Here is a 12,943-nt window from a genome sequence, read left to right as displayed (position 1 = left end):
CTTGGGAGAAAAGGCATGGAGATCAAGGGTAAGTCCGCCATTGTGACGGGTGCTGCCAGTGGCATTGGCCGGGCCACCGCGGTCCTGCTGGCGCAGCACGGAGTCGCGCATGTCGCGCTGGCCGATGTCAACGTGGCCGGGCTGGAGGAAACCGCGCGGCAGGTGAGTGCTCTCGGGGCACAGGCCGGAGTCCACCGGCTCGATCTGGCCGACATGGCGGCCGTGGAGGCCTGGTTCCGGAACCATGGCGATGTCGATATCCTCCACAACAACGCCGGCGTGGTTTCGGGCGAGCCGCAGTTTCCGGAGGTCGACGTGGACCGGCTGCGCTGGATCGTCGATGTCAACCTGACCTCGCTGATCACGGCGACCCAGATCGTGGCGCAGGCCATGCGCGAGCGCGGCGGCGGGGTGATCGTCAACACGGTGTCGACGGTCGCATTGGGCACGGGTTTTTACGACGTGATGTACGCCACGACCAAGGCGGGCGTGCTGATGTTCACGACGGCCTGCGCCATGCTGAAGGACAAATGGAACGTGCGCGTGGCCGGGGTGCTGCCGGGGCTGACCGAGACGCCGATCCACGACACCACCGGAGCGAACGGGAAATCGGACTGGATGAAAGCGGTGCTCGCCAGCAACGAAAGCTGCCGACCGGAGGATATTGCCGAAGGCGTGATCGATCTGATCGCGGACGATGGTCTGCCGGGCGGGGACTGGGTGGCGATACGCCGGATCGACGGCCGCATCGAACGCGAATGGGCGCACGACCGGCCCGCCTAGCCGGCCCGCCTGACCGGCCCCACCAACCGGTCTTCGCGTCAGCGCGCGGGGGCGTTCAGCATGTTGCGGCCGAACAGGTTGGACCACTGCTCCTCGTTCAGCACCGGTCGTGCGCTGGAAAGGTTGGCGGGATTCTCGACGCTGGTTCCGGCGATGACACCGGGCCGGGCCGCGATCCGGTCGAACCAGTCCTGCACCGCCGGATAGTCTTCCAGCGCAAGCCCGATCGCCCGGACCGCGCGCGCCCAGGGCCAGGTGGCGATGTCCGCCACGGAATATTCGCCGGCCAGGTATTCGGCCTCGGCCAGCCGCCCGTTGAGCACGTGCAGCAGGCGGACCGTTTCGTTGCGATAGCGTTCGACCGGGTAGGTCTGCCCTTCGGGCGCATAGCGGATGAAATGGTGCGCCTGCCCCTGCATCGGGCCGAAGCTGGCCATCTGCCACATCAGCCATTGCTGCGCCTGGCTGCGTCGGCGCGGGTCGGCGGGGAGCAACTGGCCGCTCTTTTCGGCGAGATAGAGCAGGATGGCCCCGGATTCGAACACGGGCAGCGGCGCGCCTCCGCCGATGGGGTCATGATCGACGATCGCGGGCAGCCGGCCGTTCGGGTTGATGCGGCGGAACTCGGGCGTCAGGTGATCGCCCGCCAGCACGTTCATCCGGAGCAACTGATGCGGCAAGCCCGTTTCGGCCAGCATGATCGATACCTTGTGCCCGTTGGGCGTGGGGGTGAAGTAGACCTCGATCATCAGGATGCCCTTTCTTGATGTGACAGGGGTTCTTGATGCGACAGGGGCCGCCGCGCTCCCAAGGAGAAACGCGGCAGCCCCTGCCAGCTGTGCCGGATTGTCAGAACTTGATGCCAGCCTCGACCGCGATGTTCCGGGGCGGTTCGAGATAGAGGATCGCGCGCGGTACGGCGGTGATCGGCGCCGGCAGGTTGAACGCGCTGCCGGTGGTGAGCTGGTTGGTCAGGTTCTTGCCGACGAAGGCGATGTGCCAGCGGTTTTCCTGATCGGCCAGTTGCACGCGCAGGTCGAGCTTGGCGTAACCCTTCTGCACGCCGAAGATCGGGCTCTGGTTGTCGGAGTCGAAGTATTTGGAACGGCCCGCGACCACGCCGGTCACGTCGAGCCGCAGCGCGTCTGACAGATCGAAGCGGGCATGGGCGGTGACGCTGCCGGTGAACTTCGAGGAATAGGCCACCCTATACCCCTTCAGGTTGTTGGTGGCGGGGGTGCAGGTCGTCGGTTGCGATGCCAGGCAGGCCGCGCCCGGATAGTCGTCGTACTTGATATCCTGGTAGGCGGCCGACGCGTTGATGTCGAAGTTGTCGATCGGATAGAACGTGAACGATCCTTCCACGCCCTTCGACGTGGCGCTGGCGGCGTTGCCGGTCAGGTAGCTGGACGTTGCCGGCTGATAGACCGAGACCTGCAGGTTCTTGAACTGCGTGTGGTAGAGCGAGACGTTCGCCACGACCTTGCCGTCCAGCATCGTCGATTTCACGCCAGCCTCGAAATTCTCCGAGCGTTCCGGCTTGAACTGGAAGGTGGCGTTGGTGGTGCCCAGCGTGTTCGACACGAATCCGCCGGACTTCGAGCCACGGCCCCAGGTGCCATAGACCATGACGTGCGGCGCCACATCGTACTGCACGGTGATCGACGGATCGACGTTGCCTTCGCTGCGCTTTCCGGCCGCGCTGGAGATCGGGCGGATGGCGAAAGGACCATAGACGAGCCTGGACGCGAAATCGGCGTCCTTGCTGACATGGGTATAGCGCAGGCTGCCAATCACGCGCAGCGCCTTGGTCACGTTCACCGTGCCCTGGCCGAAGACCGAGAACGAGTCCGCCTTCTGGTTGAAGCGGCTGTCGATCCGGCCGAAGTAGGGGCTGCCGAACAGGTTGGCGATGTTGAAGCCCTGCAGCTGATCCAGCCGGTAGGTCGAGTGGTCATAGTAGGCGCCGACGATGAAATCGAGGAAGCGCCCGGTCGGCGAAAGCAGGCGCACTTCCTGCGAGACCTGATCGAAGCGTTCGGGGAAGCTGTTGTACACCGAATTGTTGGTGAACGCGCCGCCGCTGTTCGGGATCGTCTGGTCGAAGCCGTTGACGATGTTGGCCTTGAACCAGCTGTAGCCGGTGACCGAGGTCAGCGTGTAATCGCCGAGCTTGAGGTTGCCGGTGCCCGAGATCATGACCGACTTGGTCTTGGTGCCTTCATCGCCCAGCGCCGAACGATCGAGGTAGCGCGTGAGATGGGGCGCCTGCGCGCTTGTCAGCGGGCTGGAAACGGTGATCCCGCCGATCACGTCGCGGTTGGCGTATTCGGCCTTCACCGTGTAGTCGAAATTGCTGCTCGGTTCCCACTTCAGCGTCAGGCGGGCGACCTGCTGCTTGATCTGCGGATCATCGTGGTTGGTCGCCAGGTTGCGGATATAGCCATCCTGGTTGATGAACTTGTAGGCAAGGCGCGCGCTGAGCGTGCTGGTGATCGGCCCGGACACGTAGCCGGAAACGTCAGGCCCCTTGAAATCGAAGTTGTAGCTGGCGGTCAGGCTCGTTTCGAAGTGGCTGGTCGGCCCGGCCGAAACCACGCTCACCGCGCCGGCGGCGGTGTTCTTGCCGAACAGCGCACCCTGCGGGCCGCGCAGCACTTCGACGCGGGCAAGGTCGAAGAACGGAGCCTGTGCCTGCCGCGAACGGCCGGCATAGACGCCATCGACATAGAGCGACACGGACTGGTCGAACGCGAAGTTGGCCGGCGGCGAACCGAAGCCGCGGATGTAGATCACGTCGTTGCCGGCCGTGGACTGCACGAACACGTTCGGCGTGTAGTTCATCACCGACTTGATGTCGTTGGAGTTGAATTCGGCCAGGCGCTGGCCGCTGACCACTTCCATGGAAATCGGCACGTCCTGCAGGTTCTGGGCGCGTTTCTGCGCCGTGACGATGATTTCCTTGGCGTCGGTCACGTCGCCCGAAGCGGTTCCCTCCGCTTCCGCCATCGCGGGCGTGGCGGCAGCGAGCATCGCCATCACGGCGACCCCAGAAAACAGGAACTGTTTTTGAGCCTTCATGTTCACCCTCTCCCATTGAGGTTGTTCCGATCCGTGTCGTCTGGACCGTGAATCTGATTGACCCTTAGCATACTAATGTTTTTATCGGTGTCCACCACATTTGAAAGAGAGGATTCGCGGCGTGACGCGAGAAACACAGACGGATGTTCGCGGAATTCTGGCCAGCAAACCGCTTTGTACGGCGGAGTTCGAGGTTGCCGGCGGGTTGATCGCGATCGGCGCTTCGCCGTTCGGCGATCAACGCATGGGCTATGTGACCGGGGGCCGATTCTTCGGTCCGCGAATCGCGGGGACGATCCTTCCGGGCGGCGGCAACTGGTCTCGCGCCGGACGCCTGGGAGAAGACGCGTCCGTCGGCACGTTCGATGCGCGCGCGGTATGGCGCACGGACGAGGATGAGCTGATCTACCTGACCTACACCGGGCGCAGCGTCATTCCCGATCCGGTGCGCGCCGCCTTCGCCGATCCTGCCGCGCCCGATGTCGATCCGGCGCGCTACTACCTGCGCATCGCCATGGTGTTCGAAACCGCGAGCAAGCGCCTGGAATGGTTGAACGGCGTGCTCGCGGTCGGCGTGGGAGAACGCACCGCCTTCGGGGTGCGGCACGTCATTCACGAAATCGGATAGGGGGTAGCGACCGCCGCGTCAGGCTTCGCGGCCGAGCCAGCGCCGCAGGACGTCGGCGGTATCCTGGCCGACGGCGAGCGGTGCCGGGCGGCGAATGCTGCCGGGCGTGTCGGACAGCTTGGGGAACACGCCCTGCATGGTGACTTCGCCGAATTCGGCATCGTCCACTTTCACCAGCGCGTCACGCGCGGCGAAATGCGGGTCCGCCATCATGTCCTCGGCATCGTAAACGCGGCCGGCGGGCACCCCGGCCTCGATCATTCTCGCTTCCAGCTCCGCGATGGTCAGCGTTTTCGTCCATTCGCCGATCAGGCCATCGAGCTCTTCCTGCCGCGCGCCGCGCGCCCGGTGCGTGGCATAGCGTTCGTCGCTGGCCAGTTCGGGGCGGCCCATGGCGGCGGCCAGCCGGGCGAACACGCCATCCTGATTGGCGCCGATCAGATATTCACCGTCGCGGCAGGGATAGACATTGGACGGCGCGATGCCGGGCAGCGCCGATCCGGTGCGCTGACGCTTGGTGCCGCTGACCGAATAGTCCGACACCGTCGATTCCATCACTTGCAGCACCGCTTCGTACAGCGCGGAATCGACGATCTGCCCTTGGCCGGTCTGGTTGCGGTGGTGCAGGGCGGCCAGTGCGCCCAGGCAGCCATAGGTGGCGGCCAGCGTATCGCCGATCGACACACCCACGCGAGCGGGCGCGCGATCCGGATAACCGACGATCCCGCGCCAGCCGCCCATCGCCTCGCCAATGCCGCCGAAGCCGGCGCGTGTCGAATAGGGGCCGGTCTGGCCATAACCCGAAACGCGCACGATGATCAGACCCGGATTCGCCGCGCGCAGATCCGCGGGGGCGAGGTTCCATTTTTCGAGCGTGCCCGGCCGGAAGTTCTCGATCAGGATGTCCGCCCGCGCGATCAGGTCGCGGGCCAGATCCTGCCCCTCCGCCGATCTCAGGTCGGCACCCACGGAATACTTGTTGCGGGCGATGACGCGCCACCAGCTCGGCTTGTCCCCCTGGCCCCAATGGCGCATCTGGTCACCGGTTTCGGGCGGTTCCAGCTTCACGATTTCGGCGCCCATATCGCCCAGCAACTGTCCGCAGAACGGCCCGGCGATGAGCTGGCCCATTTCGACCACCCGGATTCCCTCCAGTGCGCCAGCGCCGATGATCATGCTTATTCAATCCTTCCGTCCGATCCGACTGGTAGTGCAACCTGACCTGTGCTGAATATACTTAGAATGCTATGTATTTATCAACCGTTTTTTGAAGGCGTTCCGGTCCGTCCAGTTCGGACATGTGAAAGCGATCGCTCCGCCACGATTGCTGCGGGAAAGCGCTGTTCCTGGGGGCAGGACGCATTGCTGGTGCGGTCGAGGCGTCCAAATCGCTAAGCCGAAAGCTGCTCGCGCAACGCGCCGCAACTACGGAATTTGTCCACGCCGCCTAGGAAGCAAGCAGGCCCCGTCAACCCTCGGCACATATCCCGGGAAAGGCCGGCGCCTGCGCGACCATGCTCGGCAGCTTGCGCCCCATCAACGTGGTAAGCCACGCGTTGGCCTCGACCATCTTCGCCAAATCCATGCCGGTGCGGATGCCCGCGCGCTCGAGCATGTAAATCACATCCTCGCTGGCCACGTTGCCCGCCGCGCCCGGCGCGAACGGGCAGCCACCCAGGCCGCCTAGCGCGGCGTCGACCACGCTGGCTCCCGCCTCGATCGCCGCCCAGACGTTGGCAAGCCCGGTCCCGCGCGTGTTGTGAAAATGCACGCGGACCGGCAAGGGCGCGATCGCCGCCGCCACCCGGCGGACGAGCCGTGCGACATGGGCCGGATCCGCCACGCCGATGGTATCGGCCAGCGCCACCTCGGCAGGGCTGGCTTCGGCCAGTGTGGCGGCCATGGCGACGACACGGTCCTCGGCGACCTCGCCTTCGAACGGGCAACCGAACGAGGCGGCGATGGTAACCTGTCCTTTGAGGCCCGCCGCCTGCGCCATGGTGACGATCGCGCGGGCGGCGTCCAGCGATTCCGCGCTGGTCTGCCCCTGGTTGGCGATGGCAAAGCGTTCCGAGGCGACGCAGACCGCGCCGAGTTCATGCAGTCGGCCGGTTGCGATGGCGCGCTCCGCCCCGCGCGCGTTGAGGACAAGGCCGATGTAACTGGCACCCTCCACTTGCGGTAGGCCGGCGCAGACCTCTTCGGCATCGGCCATCTGCGGCACCCGCTTGGGATTGACGAAACTGGTCACTTCTATCCGGCGCGCGCCGGCATGCAGGCTGCGGCGGATCAATTCGAGCTTGTCCGCGGTGGTGACGAGCGCCTTTTCGTTCTGCAGGCCGTCGCGCGGACCGACTTCGACAAAATCAATCGCTGCGGTTGTCACGCCTTTCTCCCAACTTGTCTCGGCAAGGCCGTCTTCCTGGCCTCCGCAATTGTCAAGGCGTCGGCCTCTTCGTTGTCAAGCGCGCGGCGGTGAAGCCATTTCCCAGCCCCGCCGAGGGCGCGGAACACGTCCACCTGTTCGTCGACATTCCGCCGCATGTCTCGGTCAGCGAGTTCGTCCAGCGGGCCTGACCTGCCCCCGGAAAGGCTCCCAAATGGGTGAGTTGTGGTGGCATCTGCGGAGACGCAGTGGACCTGGCAAGGCCGAGTGTAGCCCGGATTTGCTGGATTTTCAGGGATGGTGGGAGGCGCTGTGAAGCGTGATCCTGGTGGGCGGTGACGGGCTCGAACCGCCGACCCTCTCGGTGTAAACGAGATGCTCTACCAACTGAGCTAACCGCCCTTCGCGGAAGCCGCGCTCATGCGCGGTTTGCCCGGGGTAGTCAATCCCGGTTGGAGCGCCCGGTTTTGGCGGTCTGACCCTAAAGGCGGATACGCGTTTCGAGAAAATCGAGGAATGCGCGGATGCGTGCCGCCAGGCGATCGTGCCCGACGTGCAGCGCGTGGATGTCCTCGCCATCGCCGGGGTTGAAAGGGGTGAGCAGTTCGATCAGCCGGCCGGCCGCCAGATCGGCCGCGACATGGAAGCGGGCGAGCCGCGCGATGCCGCCGCCGGCCAAGGCCATCATGCGCACCACTTCGCCCGAGTTACCCAGAAACCGGCCATCCATGACCTGATGCGTGGTTACGCCCCCGGTCCGGAACGGCCAGGAATCGACCGAGCGGCGGAAGCTGAAGCGCAGGCAGGTGTGGTGCTCGAGGTCCGTGGGAACACGCGGAGTGCCGTGGTGCTCCAGATAGGCAGGGCTTGCCACCACGGCCATCGTACTGTGTCCCAGCTTTCGCGCGCGCAGCCCGGAATCGCGCAAGGGGCCAACCCGGATCGCGATGTCCGCGCGTTCGTCGACCAGATCGACCATCGCGTCGGTCAGCGCCAGGTCGAGCGTTATCGCCGGGAAGGCTTGCTGGAATTCGGGTAGGACCGGGATCAGGCAATGCACACCGAACGGAACCGAGGCGTTGATCCTGAGGCGGCCCGAAGGGCTTTGCCCGGTGGCCGGAAAATCGCGCTCCAGCTCGTCGATTTCCTCCAGCAGCCCGGCCACGCGCACGCGATAGGCCTCGCCTTCGGGCGTCAGGGCGAGGGCGCGGGTGGTGCGCGCGATCAGTTGTACGCCCAGCCGCGCCTCAAGGCGCCCCAGCGCCCGGCTGACGGCAGACGGCGTAAGCCGCAGTTCCCGCGCCGCGCCGGCCAGGCTGCCCTGTCGCGCCACCGCGAGGAACGTTTCCATTTCGCCGAGACGGTTGTCCATGAAGCGACACTCGTGAATTGAAATCAATTCTAAAATACATCAGTGATGCCTAATCACAAGTTGTTCAAGCGCCTATGTACCATGCAACAATCCCGTTTCATGGAGACGCATCATGGATCTTAACCTTGCCGGAAAGACGGCTCTCGTCACCGGTGCCACGGCGGGCATCGGCCTTGCCATTGCCGAAAGGCTTGCCGCCGAAGGCGTTGCGGTAGCGATCAGCGGCCGCGATTCCGCAAAGCTGGAGCGCGCGGTGCAGGCGATCGGCGCGAAGGGGAGCGCGCGGGGCGTGCTGGCCGATCCGGCGACGGCCGAAGGTGCGGCCGCGCTGATCGCGGCGGTTCCCGACGTCGATATCCTCGTCAACAATCTGGGAATCTACGAAGCCAAGCCCTTTGCCGAGATCAGCGATGCCGATTGGCATCACATTTTCGAGGTCAACGTGGTGAGTGGCGCGCGGCTGGCGCGGCATTACTTTCCGCAAATGCTGGCGCGGGGCACCGGGCGCGTGATCTTCGTGTCCAGCGAAAGCGCGCTGGCCACCCCGCAGGAAATGATTCACTACGGGATGACCAAGACGGCGCAGCTGGCAATCGCGCGCGGGCTGGCAGAGCAGACGCGCGGCACCGGCGTGACGGTGAATGCGATTCTGCCCGGACCGACGCGCTCTGAAGGGATCGTGGATTTCATCCGCTCGGTCGTAGACAACAAGTATGCGCCCGAAGCCGAACGCGAAGCCGAGTTCTTCGCCCGGTTCCGGCCGCTTTCGCTGATCCGGCGGCTGATCGAACCCGATGAGATCGCGGCGCAGGTCGCGCTGCTCGCCAGCTCGCTGGGCGCGATCACCAATGGCGCTGCCGTCCGCATGGAAGGCGGGATCATTCCAACGATCGCCTGAAGCGCAATCCCGTGCCGTCGAACGGTTCGCGGCACGGGAAGGCGGATTATCGTCAGACGGCTTCGTACTGCGTTGCTTTTTCCTTGCGGACGGTGCGGCTGTTGCGTCCGTCGATCGCTACCGGCACTTCGCCGGCGATCGTCGCACGGCGCAGCGTGCGGCGCTGGAGACCGAAATCGGCGACGGCCCGGTGCTGGGTGGACTGGTTATCCCAGAACGCCACATCGCCCGGCTGCCAGCGCCAGCGCACCACGTTTTCCGGCTTGGTGATGTGGTCCTGCAGGATCTGGAACAGGCGCTGCGAATCCGCCTGGTTCAGCCCGACAAAGCCTTTCACGAAATGGCCGAGCAGCAGGCTGCGCTGCCCTGACACCGGATGGACGCGGACCACCGGATGTTCGGTTTCATAAACGGTGGAGGCAAAGACGCTGCGGTGCTGCGCGATGCGCTCTCGCTGCACGCTGTCTTCGCTGCCGCGCGCGGGATTGCCCAGCGCCGCCGCATAGTCATAGAGATTGGTGTGCGTGGCCCACAGCGTATTGACCAGTTGGCGCAAGGGTTCGGGCAGGCCTTCGTAAGCGGTTTCGCCATTGGCCCACACGGTATCCCCGCCAGCCTCCGGAATGGTGATCGCGCGCAGGATCGATCCCTTGGGATAGGCGTCGACGAAGGTTACGTCGGTATGCCAGCTGGACGCGGCGTAGCCTTCCTTGCTGTCGAGTTCGAGCAGGTAGCGCGATCCTTCGGCCACGGGCACGGTGGGGTGCGCCACCGGATCGCCGAACAGCGCGGCGAAGGCCTCGTGCCGGGCATCGTCCAGTTCGTGCTGGTTGCGGAAGAACACGACCTTGTGGCGCACGACGGCATCCTTGATCGCCTGCACGGTGGCGGGATCGAGATCGCCGGACAGGGTCACGCCCCGGATTTCCGCGCCGATCGTGCCGGTGACGGGCACGATATCGAGCGGGGATTTGGGATCGCGGGCGTTGGTGTAGGTGGCGATGGCATTCATGATGCAGTCTCCTTGAAACAGGGGGCAGGAGGGATCATTCGGCGGGCACGAGGGAGGCGGCGCTGGTGCGGTCCCGCGCCTCGAGTTGTCGGCGAATTTCGGAGTGACGCTTCCCGTCGAGCGGGAAGCCAGCGACGAGCGCGGCCGACACTGCGTGAGCAATCGACGGACCGAGCGCGAAGACGAGCAGCAGGCCGTTCAGCGCCTGAGGGGTGTTGGCGGCGCTTTTGGGATCGAAGCCGAACCCCGCGACCAGCGGCAGGGCCAGGCCCACGGCCAGTGCGCTGCCCAGCTTTTCCGAGACGCTGAATACGGAGTAATAGAGACCGACGCGGTCCTCGCCGGTTTCGGCGCGATGCTTGTCGGCGATGTCCGCCACCATCGAGCGGAGCATGATGTTGCCCGATCCCTGCGCCAGCCCTTGCGCGAAGGCGAGGAACAGGACGAGGCCGAAGCGGTCGGGCGTGGTCAGCAACAGGCCGGCGTTGATGGCGGCCTGGACCAGTTCCGCCAGCACGGCCGTCCGATTTTTGCCGAGCCTGAGCGAGATGCGCAGCCAGATCGGGCCGGCCGCCATGCCGAAGATGTACTGGAACAGGAACAGCCCCGCCGCCCATTCCGGCCGTCGCAGATAGTAGGTTACGTAGAACACCAGCAGCACACCGCGGATGCCCTGTCCGGTGCGGACCGAGGCGTCGGACAGGATCACGCGGACCAGCAGGCTATTTCCGAACACCGCGCCCAGCGTCGTGCGCAGCGAAAACGGCGCCCGCGCCACCAGCTCCGCCGGGCGATCCGGTGCGGCGGTCAGCGTCAGCCACAGGCCAGGCAGGGCGGTGACGAGAACGAGCGCGCCGAACAGCGCCAGCCGCATTCGTCCGTCGCCCTGGAACAGGCGGTCGCCCACGGCGGCGACGGCCAGCGTCACCACCAGCGCCACCGCGACCAGCACGGTGATGTAGGCGGTGATCCGCGTGCGCTGATGATAATCGCTGCTGAGTTCGCCCGACCACGCGAGCAATGGCGTCTGTACGGCGGATGTGCCGGCATAGAACAGGAGCAGGCCGGTTGCGAGCCAGACGATGCTGCCGCCGGGCGGCGGGAAGAACAGCAGGACGGCGCCCGCGGTGAAGGTCAGCCCACCCGCCGCGATCCATGTCCGCCGCCGGCCGAACCGCGCGCGGGTGTGGTCGCTCAACGTCCCGATCACCGGATCGAGCACCGAATTGATGATCTGGCCGGCCAGCATCAGCAGGCCCAGCGTGCCCAGCGACAAGCCGAAATCCTTGGCCATGATCGCCGGCAGATAGGCCACGACGGGTTGTGCCGCGGCGTAGATCGGCACGGCGATCGCGGCAAAGCGGATCAGGCGCCAAGCCGATGGAGCGGATTGCGGAGAGAGTGTCATGCCGGGCCGTCCCTGGTTCAGGCCGCCGCTTCGGTGACAGCGGTGGCGGGTCGCGCGGCGACGGCGGGTCGCGCCAGCCCCAGATGATCGCGCAGGGTCGTGCCTTCGTACTCGGTGCGGAACAGCCCGCGCCGGCGCAGCTCTGGCAGGACGAGATCAATGAAGTCGGTCAGCCCGTCGCGCAGCGTGGGCGCGAGGATGTTGAAACCGTCGGCGGCGCCTGCCTCGAACCATTCCTGCAGCGTGTCGGCGATGTCGGCGGGCGTGCCGACCAGCACGAGATGGCCGCGCGCCGCGCTGATCCGGCCGACCAGCTGGCGCACCGACAGGCCTTCGCGCAGCGCCAGATCGTAGAGCAGCCGCTGCCGGCTTTGCCAGCCTTCGGTGAAGGGTGGGGGAGGGGGCGGCGCATCCAGATCGACCTCGCTGAGGTCCCAGTCGAGGAACGTCTTGAACCCCTGCGCGGCGGCCTTGACGTCGACGAAGCGCTGGAGCGCGTCGAACTTGGCCTGCGCTTCCTCGCGCGTGGGGGCGACGTAGATGCTGGCACCGGGCATCACCAGCAGGCTGTCGCGGCTGCGCCCGGCGGCTTCGGCCTGGTCTTTCACCCCCTGCGCGAAGGCGACGGCCTCCTCCAGGGATTGCTGCGCGGTGAACACCACTTCGGCGGTAGCGGCGGCGAGCTTCTGTCCGTCGGCGGACGATCCCGCCTGCACGATCACGGGATGGCCCTGCACCGGCCGGCCCGATTGGAGCGGCCCGCGCACGCTGTAATAGGGGCCTTCGTGGTTCAGGAAGCGGACCTTGGCCGGATCGGAAAAGCGCCCGCTTTCCTTGTCCAGCACCAGCGGATCGTCGTCCCAGGTGTCCCACAGGCCCTTGACCACGCTGATATGCTCTGCCGCGCGGTCATAGCGTTCGGCGTGGGCAAGCTGATGCGACAGGCCGAAGTTGGCCGCTTCGGCATTGGTGCCCGACGTCACCAGATTCCAGCCCGCGCGGCCGCCGCTCAACTGGTCGAGCGCGGCGAACTTCCGCGCCATATGGTAGGGCGGCATGTAGGTGCTGGATACCGTGGCGATCAGGCCGATCCGGCTGGTATGCGTGGCCAGCGCGGCCAGCAGGGTCAGCGGTTCCCAGAAATAGACCGGCGGGGCGTAGCTGATCGCCTCGGCGGACCCGCCCAGCAGGCCCACGTTGTCGGCGAAGAACACAGCGTCGAATTTGGCGGCTTCCGCCTTCTGCGCGAGTTTGCGGTAGAACTCGAAGCGGAAGGCGTCGTGCGGATCGACATCGGGATGGCGCCAGGCGGCGACATGGTGCCCGATGCTGTAGAGGAATGCGCCGAGGCGCATTTGACGGGGTTCGGCCATGG

General features: G+C 65.8%; 11 protein-coding genes and 1 tRNA gene. 3 read left to right on the top strand and 9 right to left on the bottom strand.

Annotation, left to right across the window (positions count from 1 at the left end):
• Positions 1–15: 15 nt before the first annotated feature.
• Positions 16–783, top strand: a complete 768-nt coding sequence (locus EH199_RS03410; RefSeq protein WP_124807846.1) for an SDR family NAD(P)-dependent oxidoreductase — start codon at positions 16–18, stop codon at positions 781–783.
• Between the two features lie 38 nt (positions 784–821).
• Here the strand turns inward: EH199_RS03410 and EH199_RS03405 are convergent, their stop codons facing one another.
• Positions 822–1,532: a glutathione binding-like protein gene (locus EH199_RS03405; protein WP_124807845.1), complete on the bottom strand. Its 711-nt coding sequence runs from the start codon at positions 1,530–1,532 to the stop codon at positions 822–824.
• Between the two features lie 100 nt (positions 1,533–1,632).
• Entirely contained in the window at positions 1,633–3,864 is a 2,232-nt protein-coding gene (locus EH199_RS03400; protein ID WP_124807844.1) for a TonB-dependent receptor, read from the bottom strand.
• 121 nt (positions 3,865–3,985) lie between these two features.
• Here EH199_RS03400 and EH199_RS03395 point away from each other — a divergent pair, with 121 nt between their 5' ends.
• A complete protein-coding gene (locus EH199_RS03395; RefSeq protein ID WP_158453943.1) occupies positions 3,986–4,492 on the top strand; it encodes a DUF3237 domain-containing protein in 507 nt (168 codons plus the stop codon).
• 18 nt (positions 4,493–4,510) lie between these two features.
• Here EH199_RS03395 and EH199_RS03390 read toward each other — a convergent pair whose 3' ends face one another.
• The 4 genes from EH199_RS03390 to EH199_RS03375 all read right to left on the bottom strand — a co-directional run bounded on the left by EH199_RS03390 (position 4,511) and on the right by EH199_RS03375 (position 8,250).
• Positions 4,511–5,668: a CaiB/BaiF CoA-transferase family protein gene (locus EH199_RS03390; protein WP_124807842.1), complete on the bottom strand. Its 1,158-nt coding sequence runs from the start codon at positions 5,666–5,668 to the stop codon at positions 4,511–4,513.
• A 292-nt stretch (positions 5,669–5,960) separates the two neighbouring features.
• On the bottom strand, positions 5,961–6,878 hold the full coding sequence (locus tag EH199_RS03385; RefSeq protein WP_124807841.1) for a hydroxymethylglutaryl-CoA lyase: 918 nt from the start codon (positions 6,876–6,878) through the stop codon (positions 5,961–5,963).
• 326 nt (positions 6,879–7,204) lie between these two features.
• Positions 7,205–7,280, bottom strand: a tRNA-Val gene (locus tag EH199_RS03380).
• 79 nt (positions 7,281–7,359) lie between these two features.
• Entirely contained in the window at positions 7,360–8,250 is an 891-nt protein-coding gene (locus tag EH199_RS03375; protein WP_124807840.1) for a LysR family transcriptional regulator, read from the bottom strand.
• 112 nt (positions 8,251–8,362) lie between these two features.
• On the opposite strand from EH199_RS03375, the gene EH199_RS03370 reads away from it, so the two are divergent.
• On the top strand, positions 8,363–9,148 hold the full coding sequence (locus EH199_RS03370) for an SDR family NAD(P)-dependent oxidoreductase (RefSeq protein WP_124807839.1): 786 nt from the start codon (positions 8,363–8,365) through the stop codon (positions 9,146–9,148).
• 52 nt (positions 9,149–9,200) lie between these two features.
• Here the strand turns inward: EH199_RS03370 and EH199_RS03365 are convergent, their stop codons facing one another.
• The 3 genes from EH199_RS03365 to EH199_RS03355 are packed head-to-tail and all read right to left on the bottom strand — an operon-like array spanning position 9,201 to position 12,941.
• Positions 9,201–10,160: a TauD/TfdA family dioxygenase gene (locus EH199_RS03365; protein WP_124807838.1), complete on the bottom strand. Its 960-nt coding sequence runs from the start codon at positions 10,158–10,160 to the stop codon at positions 9,201–9,203.
• A gap of 34 nt (positions 10,161–10,194) precedes the next feature.
• Complete coding sequence (locus EH199_RS03360; protein WP_124807837.1) at positions 10,195–11,568, bottom strand: MFS transporter; 1,374 nt, start codon at positions 11,566–11,568, stop codon at positions 10,195–10,197.
• A gap of 17 nt (positions 11,569–11,585) precedes the next feature.
• Positions 11,586–12,941 carry an LLM class flavin-dependent oxidoreductase gene (locus tag EH199_RS03355; protein ID WP_190287101.1) on the bottom strand — a complete coding sequence of 452 codons (1,356 nt, stop codon included), beginning with the start codon at positions 12,939–12,941 and terminating at the stop codon, positions 11,586–11,588.
• Positions 12,942–12,943 lie beyond the last annotated feature (2 nt).

This window comes from Novosphingobium sp. LASN5T, assembly GCF_003856955.1.
Lineage (GTDB): Bacteria > Pseudomonadota > Alphaproteobacteria > Sphingomonadales > Sphingomonadaceae > Novosphingobium.
This window is presented reverse-complemented; position numbering and strand designations above follow the sequence as displayed.